We start from the raw sequence: 23,897 nt of genomic DNA on the forward strand, positions 1-23,897 counted from the left end.
GGAGCCTCCGAGGGGTGGAGTCAGACATCGTCTTTGGCCGCGATGGACACCAGCCGGTCGTGGATGCGTGGCGTGGCCCTGGCTGCCGAGCACGTATCGTGCGACAGCCGCACTGCACGCGACCTCCCGTCGTGATCCGAGCTCTCGCGACATGCGCGCTCGCCTGCTCGCTGCTCTGGAGCGACGCCCGAGCATGGGGGTCGTCGACGTACCCGTCTTCGGGCGACTGGACGTCCGCGATCTCGGCCTGCCGGTGTTCCCCATCCCCCTGGGGCTCGTGGACGGCTTCACGGCGTCGCCGGCGCGAGCGGAGCGCCGCGGCCCGCCGTTCGCGTGCCGCCGTTCGCGCGCCGCCGTTCGCCGCGCCCGCCCCGCCACGCCGCGAGGTGACGGCGCGGCCCTGCGCGGTTAAGCTCGCGCTCGTGCCGTTTCCCCGGAAGACCACCCCCCTGCGCCGCCTGCCCGCGCTCGCGCTCGCGCTCGCAGCGCTGACGGCGATCGCCGGCGCCGCGTGCGTCAGCAAGCCGACGATGCAGCTCGACCACGCCGAGATCACAGGGATCCGCATCGGCTTCCCGCCGAGCCTCGGCATCCTCATGACGATCGTCGTCAACGTCCACAACCCGAACTCGTACGACGTCGCTGTCCGCGCGGTGCGCGGTCAGGTCGTGCTCGCCGGCCGCTACCCGCTGGCGGTCGACTTCCGGGCCGACGGCGACGGCGTATGGCTCGCTTCCGACCGCACGACCCAGGTCCGCGTCCCCGTCAGCGTCCCCGTCGATCTCGGCTTCCAGCTGCTCCGCGAGACGCTCTCGTCGCCCGTCATCCCGTACCGCTTCAGCGGCCGGGCGGACGTCACCGCGACGCGCACCTTCCGGCTCGAGGCCGACGACTACTCGATCGACGATCACGGCGTCGTCGCCCGCAACCAGATCGAGACCGCCCTCGGCATCCTGCGATAACACCCGCCGCGGCCGGAGGCTGCTGGGCCGACGCGGGCGGGGCGCGCGTGCTCGTCGGGGTGGCGCTCGCGGCGAGCGCGGCCATCGCGGCGATCGACGTGGTCGTCCTCCGCGGGCTGTTCGACGCGGTGAAGAGCGTCACCGTCGAGTACCAGCGCAGCCGGCCGGCCGACCTCGGACATGACAGCGCGGGGCCACGCGATGCACCTGATGCGCGAGGCCCCGGCGCTCTTCGCCCGCATCGCGCGCGCGGCGCTGTCGTTCGCCGCGACGCTCCTCGGCGCCGTCTGGCTCTACCCGGGCGGCGCGTGGCTGTCGCTCTGTCGCTGGTCGCGGCGGCGGTCGCGCTCGCCGCGCCGTACCTCGCGCGGGGGACGCTCGTGAAATCGACGCTCGCGGCCGTGCTCAGCGGCCTTCACGCGCCGTCGTCGGGGCTCGTGCTGCTGCGCGGCCGTCGTGCTGCTGCGCGGCCGGCAGTTCTCGCACGGCGAGCGGAGCCGGCTGTTCCTGGCGCGCGCGCTGCTCCAGCGCTCGGACATGGGCGGGCGCCTGCTCGGTGACGCCCCCGGGCATGTCGGACATGGGCGGGCGCCTGCTCGGTGACGCCCCCGGGCATGTCGGACATGGGCGGGCGCCTGCTCGGTGACGCCCCCGGGCATGTCGGACATGGGCGGGCGCCTGCTCGGTGACGCCCCCGGGCATGTCGGACATGGGCAGGTGTCTGGTCGAGCAGGCACCGGGCCATGTCCAACTTGCCCGGCGCCCTGCTTCGCACGCCCCCGGCATGTCGCTACGAGTGATGCCGGCTACAAAACGGGCTCGGCGCTCACCGCTCCAGCGCCCCGCGCCGTGTACGCCGCGCTCGCCGCGTCCTTCTTCAGGCGCCTGCGCCTCGCCGGCTCCACGCTCACCCGTTCGGGTGGTCCTGGGCGCGGCAGAAGACGCACCGCTGGTTGAGCGGGATGCCGCGTGATGATGTTGAACAAGCTTAGCGAACAGTCCACTGGAGCGATGGGTTGAAATTGCATGAACAGCGCAGAATTTCGAACCGCCAAGACCCCAAGAGCGCCAAGAAGAGAATCTTATCTTGGCGCCCTTGGTAGTGGCGGTCTATCACTCGCTCGAACAACGTGATCGCTAGTCTAGGGCTGGGGCGCCGAGGCCATCGACCTCGCAGGGCACCAGCCCGGTCGATGGCCGAGCCCGCCTGGGGGTGATGCAAGGTCGGGGGGGGACCCCAACGGCAAATGAGGACCGCTTCCCGGGCGCGCCTCCCCTTGTCATGGCGCTGGGGGGGACCGTCGTGTTACCATGCCCATGGAATGAGCGCCTGCCTGCACCCCGTCGCGTCGCGTTCGTGGCCTTGCCGCGGCGCGCGTAGCGCGCTCATTCCCCTGCGATCCCGGCTCCTCTGCCGGAGGTCGCCCGCACGCTCGTAGGGGAGCGGCCTTCCGGCGTTTTTCGCCGGCCGCTCCCGGAAGGAAGCGGGCCTGGCGTCGAGGGCGCCTGAGCCGGCGACCTGGGCGAGCACTCACGCCGTCCAGCTCGCCGGCGCGGACCTTCGGCCGAGCCCGGATCGCACTGACGACACAAGGAGATCCCAGCTCATGGCACCTCACTCGAACCCCATCGTCCTCACCGAATTTGACCGCGATCGCCTCGCGCGGCTGCTCGAGGCGCTGCGCGCGCGGCCCGGGGGAGACTCCCCGAACCTGGAGGCGCTCGAGATCGAGATCGAGCGCGCCGACGTCGTGAAGCCGGCGGACATCCCGCCGAACGTGGTCACCATGAACTCCAGGGTCGAGCTCGTCGATCTCGACACAGAGGAGCGGCTCTGCGTGACCGTGGTGTTTCCCGGGAACGCCGACGTGAAGAGCGGCCGCATCTCGGTGCTCGCGCCGATGGGGCTCGCGCTGCTCGGATGTCGAGAGGCCGACGAGGTGGAGTGGCCCACGCCGAGCCGCACCCGGCGGCTCCGGATCGAGCGCATCGCCTATCAGCCCGAGGCGTCGGGTCGCTTCGATCTGTGAGCCTTCGGCGTGAGCGGCCGACCTCGCCGGCGCATCGTGCGCCTTGAACGCGAGAGGCCCGACGCTGCTCATCGCAGCGCGGGCCTCCGCCTCCGCCGGGCGCTCGTGGCGTCGCTACCGCGAGCCGACGCCCAGGAGGGCGGTCATCGAGAGCTGCTGAGGACCGTCGCCGAACCGCGCCTGCAGCCTGCCGAGGATCGCCTTGCCGAACGCTTCCCAGCGCTCGTCGCCCAGCTTGTCCCGCAGCAGCACGAGCGGCGCGTTCGTCCGGCAAACCGAGCGCCAGAACTCCTCGGTCGAGGGTGACTCGCGGGAGTGCTCCACCTCGCGCACCGAGACGTCTCGGAACCCGGCAGCTTCCATCTCGGCGCGGAACTCGTCCGGATCCCCGAGCGGCGCCTTGCCCTCGCCGAAGGGCAGCCCGGGCAGCTCGGCGCCGATCCCCGAGAAGAGCTCGGCCAGGATGGGCGTCCTGTCCATCGGCGCCCAGCTCCCGACGACGGCGCGGCCGCCGGGCCGCAGCACCCGGAGGAGCTCGCGGAAGCCGCGGTCGCGGTCGGGGAAGAACATCAGCCCGAACATCGAGAAGGCGGCATCGAAGGACCCGTCCTCGAAGGGCAGCGCCATGCCGTCGCCGACGCGCGCTTCCACCGCGAGCCCCGCGCGCGCGGCGCGCTCGCGCAGCTGCTCCACCATCGCGGGCGCGAAATCGATCGCGGTCACGCGCGCCTCCCCGGCGGCGAGGAGGGACAGGGTGCCTGGCCCGGCGGCCACGTCGAGCACGCGGGCGCCCGGGCCGACGCCGGCGAGCCGGAGCGCGTCTGCGGCATACTTCTCGAAGTGAGGGACGATGTCGGCCGCGTAGTCGTCGGCGACCATGTTCCACGCGACAGGGGTGGCGAGGGGGCTCGGGGGCTGGGTCATCGGCGACGGTGCTACCACGTGTGCGCCGAGCGGATCCAGCGCAGGCGTCCTGGCGCGGCGTTCCCTTGGCCGGCGCTCACGCCCTCGGGGCGAGGCGACGACAACCGCGCGTTCAACCGCGCGTTTGCGCGAGGGAGATGCCGTGATGAGGTGATGCGGTGATCACCGCGCCGTGCTCTCGCGCCGGTTCGCCATGCGCGCCTGCGCCAGCGCCTTCGGCACGCCTCTCGGGCCAGCGGGGCTCGCCGCCGCCTCCGACGTGCCCGGATCAGCGTCCGAGTCCGCGCCCTGCTCGTCATCCGCCTTGTCGGCGTCGGCCTCGGTCGCATCGTGGCGCGGCAGCACGGTCCTCGCGGTCGACACCAGCAGCACGCTGGTCAGCGCAACGACGCTCGCAGAACCGGCGACGAGCACCGCGATATGCATCATTGTGCGCTGGAGGAGGCTCCCTTCATTCAACTTCCGGAGGATCTTCAACATGGTGCTACCTGCCTCGTTCGCGAGCGCCCGCTCGCTGCCAGCGTCCCTGTGACACTCCTGCGAATGCGAGCCTCGTGCCAGCAGCCATCCGCTGGAACCAGCGCATGGATCGCGGTGCTTCTGGCGCCGCTCTGCCAAAGCTGACACGTCCGCCACCTGTACAATGGCTCATCCTGCCAAAATGACAATCCGTTCTTTGAGCGCCTTGTCTTCGCGTTGCCGCGTTGCCGCGTCGCCGCGTCGCCGCGTCACCGCATGCGCCGCGTTGGGCACCGAGCGCCGACCGCGCGCGCCGGCGACCGTGGCGACGGGAAGACATGCGTGTCTGACGTGCCTGCCGCGCCTTCCATGGTTTCGGGTCGCATCCTGTCCTGTCGATCTGACCAGCCTGGACGCGGACTCCGTCGCTTCGTCCACCGCACCCGCCACACCACCCCACGCGCGGGCTCTTCCGGCGGGGCGGGCCGTCGTCGCGCCGTCGCCGCCGATCGCTGCCCCCTCCCGCGGGCGGCGGGGTAGAGATCGGGCCCATGCTGCTCACCCGCGCCGAAGCCACCGGATTCCGGGAGACCTCCCTGCACGCCGACGTCATGCGGTTCGTCCGCGCGCTCGAAGGCCGCAACGACCCGCGCCTGCACGTGACCACCTTCGGGACCAGCCCGGGCGGGCGGGAGCTGCCGCTGCTCGTGCTGTCCAAGGACGGCCTGCGATCCCCGGACGAGGCCCGCCGTGCGGGGCGCCCCGTGGTGCTGATGCTCGACGGGATCCACCCCGGTGAGGTGGAGGGCAAGGAGGCCAGCCTCGCGCTCGTCCGCGATCTGCTCGACGGCCGCCACCCCGACTGGCTCGACGCGCTCGTGCTCCTCGTCGTTCCGCTGTTCAACGCGGATGGCAACGACGCGCTCGATCCGCGGAACCGCCGCCTCGACCTCAGGAAGCTCACCGGCCAGCCAGGTCCCGTCGTGGGCACCCGCACCCAGAGCCAGGGCATCAACCTGAACCGCGACTACCTCCGCCAGGCCGCGCCCGAGATGCGCCTGCTCCAGCAGCGCGTGTGCATCCCCTGGGCGCCCGATCTCACGATCGACAACCACGCGACCAACGGGTCGGTGCACCGGTTCCACATGACGGTCGACGTGCCGCACACCATCGAGTCCGGCCGCCCGGAGCCGATCGCGATGGTGCGCGACCGCCTGGTCCCCGACGTGATCGCCGCGGTCCGGCGGCGCGGCTTCGAGAGCGGCTGGTACGGCAACTTCGTCGAGGACGAGCGGGTCCTCGACGCGGACGGCGAGGTCGACCCGGCGGCGCCCGTCGGCCTCGGCTGGATGACCTACCCGCATCACCCGCGGTTCGGCTCGAACTACCGCGGGCTCACGGGGCGGCTCGACCTGCTGCTCGAGTGCACTAGCTATCTCCCGTTCGAGGAGCGCGTCCAGACCGCCTCGGCGTGGCAGATCGAGGCCCTCTCCTGGGTCGCCGCCCACGCAGACGCGGTCCGCGAGGTCGTGGCCGCGAGCGCCCGGCCGCCGGAGCGCGTCGCGGTCCGGTACCGCCTCGAGCCGACCGGGACCCCGATCGACATCCCGACGCGCAGCCCGCGGGCGTTCGACGGCGAGCCGGTCACCCTGCGGATCCCGCACCACGCGCGGTTCGTCGGGACCACGGTGGTGGATCGGCCGCGGGCGTACCTCGTGCCGCCGGCGATCGCCGAGGCCCTGCGCCGGCACGGGCTCCGCGTCGAGCCGGCAGGGGGCGTCCACGACGTCGAGGTCGCCCGGGTGGCGTCGCTCGGCGCCGAGGGGGGACGGGCAATCCTGGAGGCGGCCCGGGTCGGCGAGGTGTCGGTGCGGTGGCGCGAGGAGGCTCGGCGGGCCCCCGAGGGCTGGTTCCGGGTCGACACCGAGCAGCCGCTGGGCGCGATCGCCGTGTACCTGTGCGAGCCGGAGAGCGACGACGGGGCGGTCGAGAACGGCCTGGTGGAGGCGCCCGCCCTCGGGGACGAGCACCCGGCGTGGCGGGTCCGGTGAGCCCGAGGGGCCGGGCGGTCAGGGCTTCCTGGTCGCCATCGCGAACGCGATCCCGTGCGAGAGGTCGCGGCGCGTGACGATGCTGCTGAGCTCCACCTCCAGGCCGATCAGCGCCTGAGCGACCTCGGGCCGGATGCCCGTCAACACCACCTCGACGCCGAGCAGCCGCACCGCCTGGGCGATCCGCGCGAGCGCGCTCGCTGCCCGCGTATCGAAGGCGGAGACGCCCGTGAGGTCGACGATGCAACACTGCGCTCCCTTGTCGGCGATCTTGTCGAGGAGCGCCTCCGCCAGCTGCTGCGAGCGGCGCTCGTCCAGCGTGCCGATGAGCGGCAGGACCAGCACCTCGTCGCAGATCGGGATGATCGGCGTCGAGAGCTCGCGAAGGGCGGCAGACTGCACGCGCAGCCGATCCTGGAGCTCCTTCTGCTTGGTGATGACCTCGGTGAACATCATGATCCCGCCGATCTCGCCGCGCTCGTCGTGCCACGGGAAGACCTGCCAGCGCACCCACTCGATGCGCCCGTCGGCCCGCTGGAACGGGTCCTCCTCGTGGCGCTCGCTCGCCCCCGCGAGACAGCGCGCATGGATGTCCTTCCATCGCTGGGGGATCTCGGGGAAGACCTCGTAGTGCGAGAGACCGATGATCTCGCGCGGCGAGAGGCCATAGTCATCGAGCCAGCGCCTGCTCGTCAGCAGGTAACGCATGTCGCGGTCGAACAGCGCGACCGCCGCCGGCATGTAGCTCGTCAGGAGTCGCACGTAGTCTTCGAGCCGTTCCACCCCCGCGTCGCGACGGCTCCTGTCCTTCTCGAGCTCGCTCACGCGCAGGCGCAGCCGCTCGAGTTCCGCGACGAGCTCGTCGTGATCCCGTCCCTGCATGTCGCACGCTCCCCCCTGTGTTGCCCCGGGCGCGCTCGCGCTCTCGCGCGTCGTCGCGAGTCTATAACGACGCCGGCCCACGCCCGCAGCCCGGTCGCGCGTCGCGCGGCTCTTGCCGCCGCCCCGCTCCGCGGCGCAAGCTGCGCGCATGGCGCCCCCCTCGACACGGCCGGCCCCTGCAGCCCCGACCGGCCTCCCGACCCAACGAGAGCCCATGAAAGACCAGATTCCCGGGTTTCTGTTCATCGACCACATCGCCATGGCGGTGCCCGCCGGGCAGCTCGACGCGCAGGTGAATGCGTACGAGATGCTCGGCTTCCGCGAGGTGCACCGGGAGGAGGTGCGGGGCGCGGATCAGGTCCGCGAGGTGATGCTCCGCATCGGCGACAGCGACAACCACGTCCAGCTCCTCGAGCCGCTCTCTCCCGAGTCTCCCGTCCAGAAGCTCATCGAGAAGAACGGCGGTCGCGGGGGCTTCGCCCACGTCGCCTACCGGGTCAGCGACGTCCAGGCCGCCTTCGACGAGCTCAAGGCGCGCGGCTTCCGCATCATCGACGCGGCGCCGCGGCCGGGCTCCCGGGGCACGACGATCTTCTTCGTGCACCCCCGATCGCGCGATGACGCGCCGTTCGGTCACCTCATCGAGGTCGTGCAGTCCCATGGATGACAGGCTCTTCGCCGAGTTCGCGCCGGTCGCGCTCGCGACGTGGAAGCAGGCGCTCCACCGCGATCTCAAGGGCAAGACCGCGGACGACCTCTCCTGGGCGAGCGCCGAGGGGCTCCTCGTGCCGCCGATCTTCGCGCCGGACAGCCCCCCGCTCCCGCCGGCCGCGGGTGGCCCGCTCGTGGCGTCGCTGGTCACAGAGCTCGGGAGCGGCGCGCCGGAGCTGCGCTTCACGATGGGATGCAGCTATTTCCTGGAGATCGCCCGCCTCCGCGCCGCGCGCCTCCTGGCCGAGCGCCTGCGGCCGGGCGCCACGATCACCGCTGTCGTCCCGTCGGCCGCGGTCCCTGGCGACGAGGAGCACAAGAACCTCCTCCGCGGCATCGTCGGGATGATGGCGGCCATCGCGGGCGGCGCGGACGACATCGTCGTCACGCCGCCCGAGCGGCTGCTCGGCAACGCCCGGGTCATCCTCCGCGAGGAGGCCCGCTTCGACGCGCGAGACAGCCCTGCGGCCGGCTCCTGGACCATCGAGCAGCTCGCGCGGAGCCTCGCGCGCGCGGCGCTGCGGCAGCTCGGCGACACGACGGAGATCCCGGAGCCGGGCGTGGCCCCGGCGGACGTCGCGTCGCTCGAGCACCTCGGCTTCTCCGCCGGCGCGCCGCCGTTCCTGCGCGGGCCGTATACAAGCATGTACGTGGTCCGCCCGTGGACCGTCCGCCAGTACGCCGGGTACTCCACGGCCGAGGAGTCGAACGCGTTCTACCGCCGCAACCTGGCCGCCGGGCAGACCGGGCTCTCGGTGGCCTTCGACCTCGCGACCCACCGCGGCTACGACTCGGATCACCCGCGCGTGGTCGGCGACGTGGGGAAGGCCGGCGTGGCCATCGACACCGTCGAGGACATGAAGATCCTCTTCGACCAGATACCGCTCGATACGATGAGCGTGTCGATGACCATGAACGGCGCCGTGCTCCCCATCATGGCGTTCTACATCGTCGCCGCCGAGGAGCAGGGCGTGCGCCCCGAGCTGCTCTCCGGGACCATCCAGAACGACATCCTCAAGGAGTTCATGGTCCGGAACACCTATATCTACCCTCCGGCGCCGTCGATGAGGATCGTCGCCGACATCTTCCGTTACACCGCCGAGAAGACACCCAGGTTCAACTCGATCAGCATCAGCGGCTATCACATGCAGGAGGCCGGCGCGACCGCCGAGCTGGAGCTCGCGTACACGCTCGCCGACGGCCTCGAGTACCTGCGCACAGGGATCGCGTCGGGCATGGATATCGACGATTTCGCCGGGCGGTTCTCGTTCTTCTTCGGCATCGGCATGGACCATTTCACCGAGATCGCCAAGCTGCGGGCCGCGCGGCTCCTGTGGGCGAAGATCGTGAAGGGGTTCCACCCGAAGAACCCGAAGACGATGGCGCTCAGGACCCACTGCCAGACGTCGGGCTGGAGCCTCACCGAGCAGGACCCGTTCAACAACGTCACGCGCACGGCCATCGAGGCGCTCGCGGCCGTGCTCGGCGGCACGCAGTCGCTGCACACGAACGCCCTGGACGAGGCGCTGGCGCTCCCCTCGGACTTCTCGGCGAAGATCGCGCGCGACACCCAGCTCTTCTTGCAGCGGGAGACCGATGTCTGCCGGGTCATCGACCCGTGGGGCGGCTCCTACCACGTCGAGCGCCTGACGGACCGGCTCGCGCGGAGAGCGTGGCAGTTCATCCAGGAGGTGGAGTCCCTGGGCGGCATGGTCAAGGCCATCGAGAACGGCCTGCCCAAGCTGCGCATCGAGGAGGCCGCGGCCCGGAAGCAGGCCCGGATCGACGCGGGCCGCGACGTCATCGTCGGGGTCAACGCGTACAGGCTGGAGAGAGAGGCGCCGATCGCGCTCCGCGAGGTGGACAACACCGCGGTTCGCGAGAACCAGCTCGCGCGGCTGCGCGAGGTGAAGGCCGCCCGCGCGGAGGCCGCTGTCGGCGAGTCGCTCGCCGCGCTCACCCGCGCTGCCGAGACGGGCGAGGGGAACCTGCTTTCGCTCGCCGTCGACGCCGCGCGCCGCCGCGCGACGCTCGGCGAGATCTCCGGCGCGCTCGAGCGCGTCTTCGGCCGCTACGAGGCCCCGGTGCGCACGGTGAGCGGCGTGTACGGCGCGGAGATCCGCGATGCGGGCGCCGGCCGCGAGGTGGAGGCGCTCGTCCGCGAGTTCGCGGCCCTCGAGGGCCGGCGCCCGCGCATCCTGGTCGCCAAGATGGGTCAAGACGGGCACGACCGGGGGATGAAGGTCATCGCCACCGCCTTCGCGGATCTCGGGTTCGACGTCGATATCGGCCCGCTCTTCCAGACCCCGGACGAGGTGGCGCGCCACGCCGTCGAGAACGACGTGCACGTGGTCGGGGTCTCCTCGCTCGCCGGCGGCCACAAGACGCTGGTGCCGCAGCTCATCGACGCGCTCGGGCAGGCCGGCCGCGGGGACATCCTCGTGGTGGCGGGCGGCGTGATCCCGCCGCAGGACTACCCGTATCTGGAGGAGCGCGGCGTCGCGGGGATCTTCGGGCCAGGGACGGTCATCCCCGAGGCCGCGGCGCGGATCGTCCGGACGCTCCTCGGGGGCCTCTCGTCGCAGGAGGCGCGCTAGGTTGAAGCCGAGCCCGAGGCAGCTCGTCGACGGCCTCCTCGCGGGCGACCGGGCGGCGCTCGCGCGCGCGATCACGCTGGCCGAGAGCTCGCTCCCCCGCCACAAGGAGCTCGCCGAGGAGGTCCTGGAGCGCTGCCTGCCGCACGCCGGCGGCGCCACGCGCCTCGGCATCACCGGCGTGCCCGGGGTCGGCAAGAGCACGTTCGTCGACGCCCTCGGCGTTCACCTCGTGCGCGATCGCGAGGAGACGGTGGCCGTGCTCGCGGTCGACCCGAGCAGCCCTGTCCATGGCGGGAGCATCCTCGGCGACAAGACGCGGATGCCGCGGCTGGCGAGCGACCCGCGGGCCTTCATCCGCCCCTCGCCGTCGGGCGGCTCGCTCGGCGGCGTGGCGCGGGCCACGCGCCAGGCCATCCTGCTCTGCGAGGCGGCCGGATACCGCAACATCCTTGTCGAGACGGTCGGCGTCGGGCAATCCGAGGTCGCCGTGGCCGACATGACGGATTGCTTTCTGCTCCTCATGCTGCCTGGCGCCGGCGACGAGCTGCAAGGCGTGAAGCGGGGCATCATGGAGCTCGTCGATCTCGTGATCATCAACAAGGCCGACGGCGGGAACGTCGACAGGGCGGCGCGAGCGCGCCGCGATTACGAGAGCGCCTTGCACCTGTTCCCGCCGGCGCCTCACGGCTGGGCGCCCGTGGTTTCCGTCTGCTCGGCCCAGGAGGGCCGCGGTGTCCGCGAAGCGTGGGAGATCGTGCTGCGCCACCGCGCGCACATGCAGGCCGGCGGCTGGCTCCTGCGCCGCCGCGCGGGGCAGGCGCGCCGCTGGCTGTTCGAGCTCATCGAGGGGCATTTGCGGGAGGCGTTCCTGCAGAGCGCCTCCGTGCGCGACCGGATGCCCGAGGTGGAGGCCCTCGTGGAGACCGGCGCGCTCAGCCCGCTGCGCGCCGCGCGGCAGCTGCTGGAGGCCTGGAATCCGGCCGGAAAGCGCTGACGTGGCGCGGGCGCTCCGAGCCGCAGAACATGGACCTCGCCGCCGCCCGTCTGCCTGGACCCCACCGGGGCGTCCGGTTAAGCTCCGCCGCCCATGAGCCAGGCCGAAGGTCGGAGCGCGTCGGGCAAATACCTCCTCCTCGAAGTGCCGAATTGGAGCGACGCCGCGAACGAGTCCGAGCAGATGAGCACGTACCTGCGGCTCGGCGCGGTCAAGGACCCGAGCATCGCCGCCTCCCCCTCGGCGCCAAGGGCCTCGGGGGAGGACCTCGCGGCGCGGGTGACCACCTTTATCGACGACGAGCGCGCGCGCGACGGCTGCCCCGATTTCATCCCCGTCGTGGACCGCAAGGCCGAGACGGCCAGGCTCCACACCAAGGGCGGCTGGCGCGACCACTCCGACGGTAACCGCATCACCACCACCCGCGGCGACAAGGTCGAGGTCATCCAGGGCAACTATCGAATGCTCGTCCTCGGCCGGCAGGAGCACGACTCCGGGTGGGACGTGTCGGGCGGCCACGTGTCGGAGGCGGGCATCACCTTCGAGGGGAGCAGCGAGATCCGCTGGGTCCAGAGCTACGACGGCACCTGGAGGGTGATCGAGGAGAGCGTCAAGGGCGACGTCATCACCACGTTCCACGGCGACACGAGGGACACCTATTACGGCAGGCTGAAGGAGAGCACGACCGGCTCCGAGAGCCCGGCGAATCTCAAGGAGAACCCGAGGATCCTCGACCGCACCTGGGCCGAGGAGATCGCGTCGTACACGGGGTCGGCGGCGCGGCCGGTGCCGTCGATCTCGGACGAGACGTGGGCCGACCGCATCACGTCGAAGACGACGGCGGCGACGATGAGCGACACGACGACGTGCAGCGGCGCCATCACGAGCAGCACGACCGCGGGGACGATCACGGACACCACCACGGCCGGCATGATGACGAGCACGACGGTGTGCCCCGTCATCCTCGACACGACCGTCGGCGACACCGTCTCCACCATCGTCGGCTCGGAGGTCGAGATCGTCACCGGTCAGACAGGCGAGCTCACGATCGGCGGGGAGGACTCGATCACGATCGGCACCGTGATGGATATCACCCTCGCGCTGATGCTCGACGTGTGCGTCGCGGGCAAGCTGGAGGTCAGCCTCGGTGCGGCGGTCAAATTCAACGCGGAGGCGGAGTTCGACATCACCCCGAAGGCGGTGAAGCAGTGCGTGAGCAAGGTGGAGACGCTCGTGACCAACGCCGCCGTGGCCGCGACCCACAGCTTCTTCTGAGCGCCCGAGACGAGCGCCACGCCGCCCGTCCGCCCCGCCGACACATGAAGATCAAGAACCTCACCCCGCTCCCTTTCGGGTTCAAGGTCACCTCGCGGCGCCCCCCGCGGCCGGAGCTGACGCTGATCGTGCGGGGGACGTTCACGCTCGCGCCGGGCAGGCCCCTTCAGCTCGTCGAAGGGGTGCCGGCGCTCGCACAGGGCGCGCTCTCCGCGGAGGTCTACCGCGCAGAGGACGAGGAGCGCGCCGGCGAGTGCCTGTATCCAGGCGATTTCGCTGATTTCAAGCCGAAGGCGGACCTGCTCCTGCGCGCGACCTGCCACCCTCCCGGCGGGAAGCCCGTCCCCGAGTGCCCGGTGCGCTTCGCGGTCGGAAGCTGGTCCAAACACCTGCGTATCGTCGGCCGGCGCGTGTGGGTGGACGATCTGCTCGGCGCGTTCCCGTCCGCCCCGGTGCCTTTTTCGCAGATGCCGATCGATTATGCGCACGCCTTCGGCGGCCCCGGCCATGCGCCGAACCCGGTGGGCGCGGGGCTCGGGACCGAGGAGCTCCCCAACGTCGAGGCGCCCGGCGAGCCGGTGCGCTCCCGCGGCGATCGGCCGGCGCCCGCGGGGTTCGGGCCGATCGCGCCCGCATGGCCGCAGCGCAGCGGGAAGCTCGGGACCGCCTACGGCCGGTCGTACCGCGCGGCGCGGTTCCCTTACCATTCTGAAGATTTCGACTGGGCCCATTTCAATGCGGCGCCGCCGGACCAGCAGGTCCCCTACCTGCGCGGCGACGAAGAGCTCGTGTTTCAGAACCTCCACCCGGAGGCGCCGGTGTTCGGAGCCCGGCTGCCGTGCCTGCGAATCCGCGCCTTCGTCAACGACACGTCGTCGCGCTTCCGCGAGGTGAAGATGAGCCTCGATACCCTCTTCGCCGATCTCGACGCCGGGCGCCTCGTGCTCACCTGGCGCGGCGTCGATCCGGTCGCGGAGGACGACCTCGACGACGTCCGCACGGTGCTCCTCGCCTCGGAGCCGCTCGGCGAGCCGCCGCTCCCCGAGGCGCATTACCGGTCGATCGTCGACGCGTTCGAGCGCGATCCCGTCGCGGGCAGCCTGCCCGACGGGCTCCGTGAAGAGGCGCGGCTGCCCTTCCTGGACGGCGAGGGCGACGGCGAGGGCGCGCCCGAGCCCGAGGCCGCCGATCCGCTCTCCGAGCTCCTGCGCGAGAGGCTGGGCGGTTTCGCGGCGGAGCAGCAGCGGTGGGTGGCCGAGGCCGTCGCGCGCATCGACGCCGCCGCGGCGAGGCGCGGCGTCGACGCGGTGGGCGCGATCGAGGCCGCGCTCCAGGCTCCCCGCCCTCCGATCGCTCCGCCGTCGCCCGAAGCGCCGCTGCGCGACGCGCGGATCCTCGGCGCGCTGAGGTCCCGGCTCGGCAAGCTCGTCGCGCTGCGCGAAAAGGAGAAGGCGAAGGGGGCGACCGCGCTCCCGGGGCTCGACGTGATCGACGAGATCCTCGCCGATCCCCGCTTCGCCGCGCTCGCCCTCGGCGGCGAGCCGGCGGCGCCGGAGGAGCCGGGGCCCGGCCGGGATCTCTCGGGGCAAGATCTCTCCGGGAAGGATCTGCGCGGCGCCGATCTCACCGGCGCGAACCTCACGGGGGCCCTCCTCACGAGGGCGAACCTCGCGGGCGCCCGCCTCGCCGGGGCGCGCCTCGCGCACGCGACCCTCGCGCAGGCGGACCTCACGGGCGCGGACCTCACGGGCGCGGATCTCACCGGCGCGAATGCGAGCGGCGCACACGCGAAGGGCGCGATCTTCGCGGGGGCGACGCTCCATCAATCGATCTTCGACGGCGCCTGTCTGGAGCGCGCCGTCCTCTCCGGCGCGAAGGGGGAGCGGTGCGTCTGGCCGGGCGTCGATCTCTCCGGCGCCGAGGCCGACACGGCCCATTTCGAGCGGTGCATCCTGGAGGGCGCCGTGCTCCGCCGCGCGAGCCTGCGCGGCGCGCGCCTCCTCCGGTGCCAGCTCTCGAAGGCGAGCGCGGAGGGCGTCGACCTGTCGGGCGCGGAGCTCACGCGGTCGAGCCTGGCCGGGGCGGACCTGCGCGGCGCGCGCCTCGTTCGCGCGCGCGGTGAGCTCACCGTGTGGCTCGGCGCCTCGCTCGCGGACGCGGACGTGCGCGGCGCCGCCCTGCCCGGCGCCCATTTCACCGGGGCGAGCGCGCCGCGGGCGCGCTTCTCCGGCGCGAGCCTCGCGGAGGCCCGCTTCCGGCGCGCCTCGCTCGAGGGCGCGGATCTCTCGAGGAGCGACCTCTTCGGCGCCGATTTCGGCAAGGCGGTGCTCACCGGCGCGACGTTCCGGGGAGCGAACCTCTACGAATCGAAGTTCCTGCAGGCCGCCGGGGCAGGCTGCGATTTCGAGGGCGCCAACCTCAAGCGCTCCACGCTGGAGGACGTGTGACGCCGGAAGACCTCGCGCGGCGGCTGCGCGCGGGCGAGCCGTTCGCGGGCAAGACGATCACCCGCTTCGATCTCCGCGGGAAGCAGCTCGGGGGCGCGCGGCTCCGCGGCGCGAAGCTCAAGGACATCCACCTCGACGAGGCGGACCTCGCGGGCAGCGATCTGCAGGACACGCAATGGTTCCGCTGCCCGCTCCGCGGCGCGAGCCTCGATCGGTGCGATCTGCGCGGCGCGACGTTCACCGGCTCCGACCTGCGCGGCGCCCGCCTCCGGGGCGCGAACCTCTCCGGCGCGAAGCTCCTCCGGGCGAACCTCGCGGGCGCCGATCTCGCGGGCGCCGATCTCACCGCCACGCTGCTCCTCGGCGCCGATCTGACCGGCGCGCGCCTCACCGGCGCGAAGCTCGACAGGATCCGCCTCGATTTCGCGAAGCTCCCGGGCGCGGAGCTCGCGGGCGCCGTGCTCCAGGGCGCGTCGCTCAACAAGGCCGATCTCACCCGCGCCCTGCTCCGCGACGCCCGGATCACCGGCTCGACGTTCTACGACGCGCGGCTCGGCGGCGCGGATCTCGGGGGCGCGACGCTCGAGAAGGTCGTCCTGGTCCGGGCCGATCTCCGGGGCGCGATCCTCCCGAAGAGCATGACGCGGTCCGTGCTCGACGAGGCCCGGCTCGATCGCCCGGATCTCTCGGGCGCGGACCTCGCGGCCTCCGAGCTCGACGGGCACGACCTCGCCGGGGTGGAGCTCGCCGGAGCGAACCTCGCCGGCTCCTCGCTCCGCGGGACCAACCTGCGGAACGCGAACCTGCGCGGCGCCAACCTGGAGCAGGCGATGCTCGCCGGGTGTGATCTCACCGGCGCCGAGCTCACGGGCGCGAACCTCCGGCGCGCGCTCCTCCAGGGGGCCATCTTGCGCGGCCAGCGCCTCGCCGGGGCCGATCTCGAGATGACCCTCCTCGTGGACGCCGACCTCGAAGGCGCCGACCTCCAGGGCGCCCGGCTCGAGCGGGCCATCCTCGACGGCGCGAACCTCCGCGGCGCGGATCTCACCCGCGCGCTCCTCCTCCAGACGCTGCTGCGCGGCGCCGCGCTCGACGGCGTGATCCTCGACAAGGCGATCTTCGATCGGGTCGATCTCACCGGGACCGATCTCCAGGGCGTGCGCCTCGCGGGCATGACCATGACGCAATGTTGCTTCATCGAGGCGAAGCTCGCCGGGATGGATCTGCGCGAGGCCGATTTCACCGGGAGCAACTTCACCCGCGCCGACCTGCGGGGCGCGGATCTCCGGAGCTCCGTCCTGACCCGCGCGACCCTGATGGAGGCCGATCTCGCGCGCGCGGATCTCTCGGGCGCGACCGCGAAGGAGGCGTTCTTCGGCGACGCCGCGCTGGCCGGCGCGCGGGCGCGGGACGCGCGGCTCCGGCGGGCCACGTTCACCCGGGCCGACCTCGATCACGCGGATCTCTCGGGCGCCGATCTCGGGGACGTGGTGATGCGCCGCGCCCGCGCGGCCCGCGCGTCCTTCCGCGAGGCGCGGCTCGCGGGGGCCGATCTCTCCCACGCCGACGTCTCGGGCGCGGATTTCCAGGGCGCGGACCTCGATGGCGCGAACCTGCACGGCCTCCGGGACGCCGAGGCGAGCTGGAAGGGCGCGCGCCTCCGGGGCGCCCGCCGCACCGATCTCGATCGGCTGGAGGCGGAGGCGTGGTCGCCGCCGAACGAGGAGCCTGAATGAACCCCGTTGCGAAGGAGGAGCCTGAATGAACCCCGTTGCGAAGCGCCGGATCGAGCCCGCGGCCGCAGATTTCCTGGGTCCGGCGGAGGTGGTCGAGGTCCAGGGCGACGAGGTCGTCGTCGAGCTCCGGGGCGGCGAGCCCGCGCGCGCGGCGCTCGCGCTCGCCGCCCCCTACGAGCCCGCGGCCGGCGACGTGCTGCTGGTGATCGGCAAGGACGGCGAGCATTACGCGATCGGGGTGCTCCGCGGCAGCGGGAAGACGGCGCTCCGCGTCCAGGGGGACCTCGAGGTGCGCGCCGAGGGCGGGGCGGTCCGCATCGTCGGGGATCGCGGGGTGGAGCTCCACGCGCCGGAGCTGGCCATCCACGCCGGCAAGCTCCAGGTGATCGCGGGCGCCGCCGTCCAGAAGTTCACCTCGTTGTACCAGCGCGTGAGCGAGCTGCTCAGCGTGCGGGCCGGGCAGGCGCACACCGTCGTGGACGAGGGGACGGTGACGCAGGCGAAGCGCGCGTCGATCGTCACGGAGGAGACCGTGACGATCAACGGCAGAGAGGTCCACCTGGGTTGAGCCAGGCGGGTATACCTGGGTCAAGCCGCCATGCTCCCCATCGCGAACCGCGGCGCCGGCGTGTTCATCGCCGCGCCCGACGTCTGCGCCACCCCGCCGGTCGGCGCGCCCATCCCCTACGTGAACCTGGGCTTCAACGCCATGGCCTCGGTGTTCGCGGCGAACGTGCTCACGGCGATGATGCCGACGCTGACCGTGAGCTCCGTCATCCCGGTGACGACCGGCGACGAGCCCGGGGTCATGCACCCGACGATCAAGGGCGCGGCGGTGGTCACGACGTCGTTCGTCAACGTGTTCTTCAACTTCCTGCCCGCGGCCACGCTCTCGTCGCTCACCGCGGGGAACAACTTCAACGCCCCGGCGGGGCTGATCGCCGTCCCCAGCGCCACCAACGTCTTCGCCATGCGCGCGCCGGGCGGCGCCGGAAGGGGCTCTCCCGTGGAGGAGGCCGCGCGCCTCGCGCGGGCGCTCGCGCCGGCCGCGCGCGGCGAGGGGCCGGTGAGCGGCCAACTGCTGGACGAGCGGACTGGCTATCTCGATATCCGCCTCTTCACGCGCGACGTCCCGGCGCGCGTCCATACCCTTGTGCGTGATCTCACCGGGCGAGGGGCGGCGGCGCTCCTCCTCGATCTCCGGGGCAACCCGGGGGGCGACGCGGGCGCGGCGCTGGAGCTCGCGGGGGATTTCCTCGAGCCCGGGACGCCGCTCTGCACCCTTCGTGACGAGGACGGCGACGAGGTCGTCCGCCGCGCGCGTCCCGGCGCGCCGCACCGGCATTCGCTCGTCGTGCTCGTGGATCGCGGTACGGCGTCCGCGAGCGAGCTGTTCGCGGGGTGCCTCCAGGCGCACGGGCGCGCGCTGCTCGTCGGGGAGGCGACCTATGGCAAAGGCTCCGGGCAAACGCTCATCGCGGGGCAAGACGGGCTCCGGGCCGAGCTCGCGGGCGTTGTATTGCCGAACGGGCGAGGGATCGGCGCGAGCGGGCTCGTCCCTGACGTCGCGGTGGCGCCGGAGGGTGAGACGGGGGCGTAGCGACCCAGGGCGCGTCGCTACTTCTTCGACCGACCCGGACCGCCTCGGGGGGACGAGCTCCGGGAGGTCCCACGCCCTCGCCCCTGCGGGGCGGAGACGCCGCTCGATCCACCTCCGGGAATGCTGACGGCGCGCCCGCCGCTGCTCGAAGGCACGTGGGACGACCCGCGGGACGCCGTGGTCGCGCCGCGGCCTGCCGGCGGGGTGCGGCCGGTCGTCGAGGGGGTCGACGACGTTCGCGCCGCCCCACCCGTCGTGGTCCGGCTCGAGGAGGTCGTCGTGGTCCGGCTCGAGGAGGTCGTCGTGGTCCGGCTCGAGGAGGTCGTCGTGGTCCGGCTCGACGACGTCGTGGCCTGCGTCGCAGCGCCGACGATTCTTCCGACGTCCGCCAGGAACCCGCGCACCGCGGTCTTGCTGGCCCCCTCTTCTTTCGTGTTCAGCAGCGCCGCCATGCGCTGGTTCAACGGCGCTTCTTTCTGGCGGCTCTCCACGACGGTGCACAGCTCGCCCTTGCTGTTGAAGAAGCACGGTATCGCGGGCGCGTTCTCGTGTTTGACCTGCATCGACAGGCCCGGCCTCCCGATGTCGGCGAGGCGCAGGCTCGCGAGCGCCTCACTCAGCCAGCCTGGCCCTCCGCGCGTCATCGCCTCGATCAAATCGGTCCGGAGCGTTGCCGGGGCGCCGGCCCAGAGGTCGCCCTGCCCCAGGCCGCACGCCGCGAACGACGAATACCCTTTGAAATGAGCGCCGAGCGCCTCCTTCTCCCAGTTGGCGACGGGGATGGCCCGCGACGACACGGCCTGATCGATGAGGGACATGAACAGCGCGAGGCGGAGGCCCTGCACCTTCGCGGGATCGCCGCCGCTGGCCATCGCCGCATGGTTCTGGGACAGGAACTGCTGCCCCCTCACCGCGGCGCTCAGCAGCGCCTTCGTGTACTCCCGCTCCCGTCCCGGCGCGATCAGCAGATCGACGACCGCGTCCCTCGCCGCCGGGTCGTCCCCGAGCAGCTTCGCCACGCTGACGCCGATCGTCGTCTGGAGGCTGCCGGCCACCTGGGTGAAACTCCGGTTCTTTCCCCATCGGGTGCTCAGGGTCGCGTCGCCGAACTTGGTCGTCCGGTTCCAGAAACCCGGTGGCGGGGACGCGCTGAAGAGCGCCGTCCTCACGGACTTCCAGAGGGCCAGGAGATCCTCGGCGTTCAGCGGGTGCGGCGACGAGACCAGCTCCGCGGGGTGATCCCTCCCGGCGGAGGAGCGGCTGCTCACCTCCTCCGGGCTCAGATAAACCCCTCTCGTCGCGGTCAGGTCCTTCGACCGAATGAGCTTCATCCGCTTGAGCGTCGCGATGAACGCCTTGAACTCCGCGGGGGTCATGCTGCCGACTTTGGGCCGCGCGCTGTCGGGGCTCCAGGTGATGATCAGGTTGCCGATCCCCTCAATCTCGACGCCGATCTTCATGTCGTCCTGCTCGGGCAGGGCCTCGCCCCCGAGATCGACGACCAGGATCGTTTCTACCTGTTCGGTGCTGGTTTCACCAGGCGGTGCGTCGTCCGCCGGAGCGTCCGATGCCTGGTCCGTGAGGGTGATCGTGGTGGTGGTGGTCGTCGTCGTCGTGGTCGTCGTCGTGGTCGTCGTCACACGAGCGCCGACGCCCCACGTCTCGAGGAAAGGGGGGTCGTCGCTGGTCGGGAGCATCAACGGGTTCAGCTCGTTGATGAACCCCAGGTCGACGGGCAAGCCGCTCCCCGAGGGGCCGACTTCCGTCTTGGAGAGCGCGTCGAGCGGATCGCTCGGTAAGTCCGAATCGCCGTCGATCGCGCTCTCGTCCCCGACCTCGACGAAGGGCTCGTCGAGGTCGTCGCTCCGGAAGACCACCTCGACCACCCGGAACGGGTCCGCGGCGGCGGACGGCGTATGCCCCTCGCCCGAGCTCACCTGCATTACCAGATTGTCGAGAGGCCCCCGGAGGATCTGATCTATCGCCCCGAGCTGCCCCCCTGGGAGGTAGATGGTCGGCATTCCATCCTGCTCGGAGCGCACCCCGCGCAACGTTGCGACGTGTGCACCTCCCTGGGTGACCGTGATCGTGACGTGTCGCCCTCCGTGCGTTGGGGCCACCTCGTCCGTCAAGATCAGCACGCGGTCGTCCGGCGCTTCGACCCAAATCTGGCCCATGCGCCGACGCTACGCCACGACGGGCGGTTGTGTCACGCGCAGCAGAAGTCGCGCAGCGCAGCCGGTCCTGATAGGCCGCGTCCTCGCCCTCCTCGCCGCATCCGGCTCCCGCCGGCGATGCCGCACGTCGCCCTGCCGGGACCGATGATTTCGAACGGTTGCAGACCGAAATGCAGCGCCACCCTCCCGCCCGGGCACCCGCTCGAAGACGATTCAATCTCAACGTGAACCAGCCTGGGAGGGGAGTGCGCGATGAGCTGGGAGGGGAGCGTGCACTGCGGCTCGCCGCACTCGCACGCGGGACACACCGTCTCGGCGCTCAGAGCCGTCCAGCCCTTCACGGTCTTGGCGAACCCATCAAGGCATTGCCAGCGCGCCCCACCCGAGCGCGGCTGGCAGCTCGCTTGCTCCCGGATCCATGGGCGGATCCTGGGTCCCACCTGACCTATGTGTAGAGCGACAAACGGGTTGAAACCCTAGAAAAGAGCAGGAATTTGAACCGCCAAGCGCGCCAAGGACGCCAAGATTGTGTTTTGTTCTTGGCGTCCTTGGCGCCTTGGCGGCTCATTTCTCGCTCGATCAACGCGGTCGGTGTCCTAGGTGCGGCTGTCGTACTAGGGTGCCTCCCATGCGCGACGTCTGCTGGCGCTGCCGGCGCCCCCATCCGGTCTGCTATTGCGCGCTCCTGCCCTCCTTGCCGACGAGGACGCGGGTCGTGCTCCTCCAGCACCCGCGCGAGCGCCGGGTGGGCATCGGCACGGCGCTCATGACCCACCTGGCGCTGCCCAACTCCGAGCTGCACGAGGGGGTGGTCTTCGAGGACGACGCCCGGATCGCCGCCCTCGCGAGCGATCCGACCACGGCCGTGCTCTTCCCCGGGGGCGACGCGCCCGCAGCGGGCGGGGCGCCGGTGCGCTCGCTCATCGTGGTCGACGGCACGTGGTGGCAGGCGAGGAAGATGCTCGCGCTGAACCCGCGCCTGGCCTCGGCGCGGCGCATCGGCGTGACGCCCCGCGCGCCGGGCAACTACCGCATCCGCAAGGAGCCCCGGCCCGAGTGCCTCGCCACGGTCGAGGCGGTGGCCAGCGCGCTCGGCGCGCTGGAGGGCGAGCCCGCGCGCTTCGACGAGATGCTGCGGGCCTTCACGTTCATGGTCGACCGGCAGATCGAGCACCAGGCGCGGAGCAAGGCCCCGCGACGGCGGCGCGCGCAGGCGGCCTCGCCGCTCGCGCCGCTGCGCCCCTACCTCGCCGAGCCGGCGAGGGTGGTGCTCGTCGACGGCGGGGCCAGCTCCGGGTGGCCAGCGGGCGCCGGCGCGGCCGAGCCGACGTCCGAGCTCGTGCACCTCGTGGCCTGCCGCGCGTCGGGCGAGCGCTTCGAGGCGTTCCTGCGCCCGCGGCGCCCGCTGGGCCCGAGCGTCGCGCACCAGCTCGAGGTGCCCGAGGCCCACCTGCGGGGCGGCGAGGACGCCGGCGCGGCCCTGAGCCGCTTCCGCGCCTTCGTCGGCGACGGCGGCGTGCTGGGCACCTGGGGCTCCTTCACGGGTGACCTGCTCGCACAGGAGGGCTTCGGGCGCCCGCCGAGCCTCGACCTGCGCGACCTCTGCGCGCGGCACCTCGGGCGGCGGCCCGGCGGCATCTCCAACGGGGCGCAGGCGCTCCTGGCCGGGGAGCCCGTGGCGCGCGGCAGCGGGCGCGTCGGGCGCATGGCGGGGTGGCTCGAGGTCGTCCTCGCGCGCCTCCTCGACCTCGCGGGCGAAGACGACGTTGCCGCGCGGGGCGCCGCATGAGATTCTCCGTCCGTGCATTCCATCCGGTTCCGCTGAGTCCGGCATCCTCGCCCTCCCCCTGGCCCCGGCGTCGCCGGGGCACGCGGCGAGCGCGCGGGTGCCTGTCCGTGCCCTGTCTTCCTCCGAGTTCGCTCGAAACGTGGAAGACCGGGGCGCGTCGACTCACGCCCGGGAGCCTGGATGGAGCACGCCACGCGCATCGGTCGTGAGCTCGCGCCGCGAGTCTTCCCCCCTTCACGCGCGCCGCCCTGCCGGCGGCGCGCCCAGAGGCTCGCGATCATGACCGAACGCCAAGACACCTCCACCGGTTCTCCCACCGCTTCTTCCTCCTTCGCGCCGATCGAGTCCGCCGGCGCGCTCCTCGATGCGGCGCGCCGCGAGGGGCTCCGTCTCGTCACCTCCCACGCCGACTTCGACCGGAGCGGGCTCGACTTCCTCGTCGTGCACGCCCACGACGAGGACGGCGTTCCGTGGGTCGTGCGCACGCCGCGCCGCCTCGCGGTCGTCGCGTCGGCCCGCGTCGAGGCCCGCGTGCTGGCCCTGGTAGGGCCGCGCTTGCCGGTGGCCGTGCCGGACTGGCGCGTGCACACCGACCACGTGATCGCCTATCCGCGCCTCGGCGACGTGCCCGCCGTCTCCTTCGATCCCGAGGCGGGCCCGCGCTGGAGCCGCGTCGATCCGGCGGCGCCGTCCGAGGTGTTCATCGCGTCGGTGGCCGAGGCGCTCGCGGCGCTCCAGCGCGTGGACGCGGCGGCGGCCCGTTCGGCGGGCGTCCCCGTGAAGTCCATCGACGACGCGCGCCAGCTCCACGCGCGGGCCATGGACGAGACGCGCGCCGCGCTGGCGCCGCCGGAGGCGCTGTGGGCCCGGTGGCAGCGCTGGCTCGAGGACGACGCGATCTGGCCGCGCCACCTCGCCCTCGTGCACGGCGATCTGCACCCCGGCCACATGCTCCTCGACGAGGGCGGCCGGCTCACGGGGATCCTGGACTGGACCGAGGCCCACATCGGCGATCCCTCCGTCGACTTCGCGCTCTTCGTCGGCGCCTTCGGCAAGGCCGCGCTCGACGCGTGCATCGCGCGCTTCGAGGCGGCCGGCGGCGCGACGTGGCCGGGCCTCGCCGCCCACGCCGGCGAGCGCTGGGCGGCGTTCCCCGCGATCGCGGCGAAGTGGGGAGTCGAGTCCGGCGACGAGGGCGTGATCGCCCACGCGCGCAACCTGCTCGCGGGGATCGCGGCCGAGAGCGGGTGAGCGCAGGCTCGT

18 protein-coding genes are annotated in these 23,897 nt (G+C 72.3%); 14 read left to right on the top strand and 4 right to left on the bottom strand.

From position 1 onward, the window contains the following. The first annotated feature begins 422 nt into the window (after window positions 1-422). From WMF34_RS14130 to rnk, 3 genes are all read left to right on the top strand, one after another. Window positions 423-962, top strand: a complete 540-nt coding sequence (locus WMF34_RS14130) for an LEA type 2 family protein (protein ID WP_437993603.1) — start codon at window positions 423-425, stop codon at window positions 960-962. 180 nt (window positions 963-1,142) lie between these two features. Further along, a complete protein-coding gene (locus WMF34_RS14135; protein WP_437993604.1) occupies window positions 1,143-1,346 on the top strand; it encodes a hypothetical protein in 204 nt (67 codons plus the stop codon). 1,223 nt (window positions 1,347-2,569) lie between these two features. Next, complete coding sequence (rnk, locus tag WMF34_RS14140; RefSeq protein WP_012235342.1) at window positions 2,570-2,992, top strand: nucleoside diphosphate kinase regulator; 423 nt, start codon at window positions 2,570-2,572, stop codon at window positions 2,990-2,992. Window positions 2,993-3,106: 114 nt separating this feature from the next. Here the strand turns inward: rnk and WMF34_RS14145 are convergent, their stop codons facing one another. Both WMF34_RS14145 and WMF34_RS14150 read right to left on the bottom strand, forming a co-directional pair. Continuing rightward, the gene (locus WMF34_RS14145; RefSeq protein ID WP_012235343.1) at window positions 3,107-3,916 is read right to left on the bottom strand and encodes a class I SAM-dependent methyltransferase; all 810 of its coding nucleotides are present in this window, start codon (window positions 3,914-3,916) and stop codon (window positions 3,107-3,109) included. 162 nt (window positions 3,917-4,078) lie between these two features. Next, the gene (locus tag WMF34_RS14150; RefSeq protein ID WP_049876258.1) at window positions 4,079-4,396 is read right to left on the bottom strand and encodes a hypothetical protein; all 318 of its coding nucleotides are present in this window, start codon (window positions 4,394-4,396) and stop codon (window positions 4,079-4,081) included. A 530-nt stretch (window positions 4,397-4,926) separates the two neighbouring features. On the opposite strand from WMF34_RS14150, the gene WMF34_RS14155 reads away from it, so the two are divergent. Beyond that, on the top strand, window positions 4,927-6,426 hold the full coding sequence (locus tag WMF34_RS14155; protein ID WP_437993605.1) for a M14 family metallopeptidase: 1,500 nt from the start codon (window positions 4,927-4,929) through the stop codon (window positions 6,424-6,426). Window positions 6,427-6,444: 18 nt separating this feature from the next. Here WMF34_RS14155 and WMF34_RS14160 read toward each other — a convergent pair whose 3' ends face one another. Beyond that, window positions 6,445-7,308 (bottom strand): PAS domain-containing protein, encoded by an 864-nt coding sequence (locus WMF34_RS14160; RefSeq protein WP_012235346.1) that lies wholly within the window; start codon window positions 7,306-7,308, stop codon window positions 6,445-6,447. A 214-nt stretch (window positions 7,309-7,522) separates the two neighbouring features. Here WMF34_RS14160 and WMF34_RS14165 point away from each other — a divergent pair, with 214 nt between their 5' ends. From WMF34_RS14165 to WMF34_RS14200, 8 genes are all read left to right on the top strand, one after another. After that, window positions 7,523-7,975 (top strand): VOC family protein, encoded by a 453-nt coding sequence (locus tag WMF34_RS14165; RefSeq protein WP_437993606.1) that lies wholly within the window; start codon window positions 7,523-7,525, stop codon window positions 7,973-7,975. Beyond that, window positions 7,968-10,616, top strand: coding sequence for a methylmalonyl-CoA mutase (gene scpA / locus WMF34_RS14170; protein WP_012235348.1), 2,649 nt, complete (start codon window positions 7,968-7,970; stop codon window positions 10,614-10,616). The genes WMF34_RS14165 and scpA overlap by 8 nt, the downstream gene beginning before the upstream one ends. Before the next feature lies 1 nt (window position 10,617). Next, a complete protein-coding gene (gene meaB, locus WMF34_RS14175; protein WP_437993607.1) occupies window positions 10,618-11,610 on the top strand; it encodes a methylmalonyl Co-A mutase-associated GTPase MeaB in 993 nt (330 codons plus the stop codon). Between the two features lie 93 nt (window positions 11,611-11,703). Next, on the top strand, window positions 11,704-12,885 hold the full coding sequence (locus WMF34_RS14180; protein WP_437993608.1) for a hypothetical protein: 1,182 nt from the start codon (window positions 11,704-11,706) through the stop codon (window positions 12,883-12,885). Window positions 12,886-12,929: 44 nt separating this feature from the next. Continuing rightward, on the top strand, window positions 12,930-15,332 hold the full coding sequence (locus WMF34_RS14185) for a DUF2169 family type VI secretion system accessory protein (protein ID WP_437993609.1): 2,403 nt from the start codon (window positions 12,930-12,932) through the stop codon (window positions 15,330-15,332). Next, window positions 15,329-17,068: a pentapeptide repeat-containing protein gene (locus WMF34_RS14190; protein WP_012235352.1), complete on the top strand. Its 1,740-nt coding sequence runs from the start codon at window positions 15,329-15,331 to the stop codon at window positions 17,066-17,068. The genes WMF34_RS14185 and WMF34_RS14190 overlap by 4 nt, the downstream gene beginning before the upstream one ends. A gap of 25 nt (window positions 17,069-17,093) precedes the next feature. Then, window positions 17,094-17,636 (top strand): DUF3540 domain-containing protein, encoded by a 543-nt coding sequence (locus WMF34_RS14195; protein ID WP_012235353.1) that lies wholly within the window; start codon window positions 17,094-17,096, stop codon window positions 17,634-17,636. Between the two features lie 30 nt (window positions 17,637-17,666). Beyond that, window positions 17,667-18,668, top strand: coding sequence for a S41 family peptidase (locus WMF34_RS14200; protein WP_012235354.1), 1,002 nt, complete (start codon window positions 17,667-17,669; stop codon window positions 18,666-18,668). A gap of 17 nt (window positions 18,669-18,685) precedes the next feature. Here the strand turns inward: WMF34_RS14200 and WMF34_RS14205 are convergent, their stop codons facing one another. Then, window positions 18,686-20,845, bottom strand: a complete 2,160-nt coding sequence (locus tag WMF34_RS14205) for a hypothetical protein (protein ID WP_437993610.1) — start codon at window positions 20,843-20,845, stop codon at window positions 18,686-18,688. Window positions 20,846-21,473: 628 nt separating this feature from the next. On the opposite strand from WMF34_RS14205, the gene WMF34_RS14210 reads away from it, so the two are divergent. Both WMF34_RS14210 and WMF34_RS14215 read left to right on the top strand, forming a co-directional pair. Beyond that, complete coding sequence (locus WMF34_RS14210) at window positions 21,474-22,634, top strand: DTW domain-containing protein (protein WP_437993611.1); 1,161 nt, start codon at window positions 21,474-21,476, stop codon at window positions 22,632-22,634. A 279-nt stretch (window positions 22,635-22,913) separates the two neighbouring features. Further along, window positions 22,914-23,885 (top strand): macrolide 2'-phosphotransferase, encoded by a 972-nt coding sequence (locus WMF34_RS14215; protein WP_012235357.1) that lies wholly within the window; start codon window positions 22,914-22,916, stop codon window positions 23,883-23,885. Window positions 23,886-23,897: the final 12 nt, after the last annotated feature.

The sequence above is a fragment of the Sorangium sp. So ce145 genome, assembly GCF_051525985.1.
GTDB lineage: Bacteria > Myxococcota_A > Polyangia > Polyangiales > Polyangiaceae > Sorangium > Sorangium cellulosum_B.

Bases quoted from the DNA above. Each gene is read 5' to 3' on its own strand.
- WMF34_RS14135 (WP_437993604.1), top strand. From the start codon at position 1,143: ATGACAGCGCGGGGCCACGCGATGCACCTGATGCGCGAGGCCCCGGCG.
- rnk (WP_012235342.1), top strand. From the start codon at position 2,570: ATGGCACCTCACTCGAACCCCATCGTCCTCACCGAATTTGACCGCGAT.
- WMF34_RS14145 (WP_012235343.1), bottom strand. From the start codon at position 3,916: ATGACCCAGCCCCCGAGCCCCCTCGCCACCCCTGTCGCGTGGAACATG.
- WMF34_RS14150 (WP_049876258.1), bottom strand. From the start codon at position 4,396: ATGTTGAAGATCCTCCGGAAGTTGAATGAAGGGAGCCTCCTCCAGCGC.
- WMF34_RS14155 (WP_437993605.1), top strand. From the start codon at position 4,927: ATGCTGCTCACCCGCGCCGAAGCCACCGGATTCCGGGAGACCTCCCTG.
- WMF34_RS14160 (WP_012235346.1), bottom strand. From the start codon at position 7,308: ATGCAGGGACGGGATCACGACGAGCTCGTCGCGGAACTCGAGCGGCTG.
- WMF34_RS14165 (WP_437993606.1), top strand. From the start codon at position 7,523: ATGAAAGACCAGATTCCCGGGTTTCTGTTCATCGACCACATCGCCATG.
- scpA (WP_012235348.1), top strand. From the start codon at position 7,968: ATGGATGACAGGCTCTTCGCCGAGTTCGCGCCGGTCGCGCTCGCGACG.
- WMF34_RS14180 (WP_437993608.1), top strand. From the start codon at position 11,704: ATGAGCCAGGCCGAAGGTCGGAGCGCGTCGGGCAAATACCTCCTCCTC.
- WMF34_RS14185 (WP_437993609.1), top strand. From the start codon at position 12,930: ATGAAGATCAAGAACCTCACCCCGCTCCCTTTCGGGTTCAAGGTCACC.
- WMF34_RS14195 (WP_012235353.1), top strand. From the start codon at position 17,094: ATGAACCCCGTTGCGAAGCGCCGGATCGAGCCCGCGGCCGCAGATTTC.
- WMF34_RS14200 (WP_012235354.1), top strand. From the start codon at position 17,667: ATGCTCCCCATCGCGAACCGCGGCGCCGGCGTGTTCATCGCCGCGCCC.
- WMF34_RS14205 (WP_437993610.1), bottom strand. From the start codon at position 20,845: ATGGGCCAGATTTGGGTCGAAGCGCCGGACGACCGCGTGCTGATCTTG.
- WMF34_RS14210 (WP_437993611.1), top strand. From the start codon at position 21,474: ATGCGCGACGTCTGCTGGCGCTGCCGGCGCCCCCATCCGGTCTGCTAT.
- WMF34_RS14215 (WP_012235357.1), top strand. From the start codon at position 22,914: ATGACCGAACGCCAAGACACCTCCACCGGTTCTCCCACCGCTTCTTCC.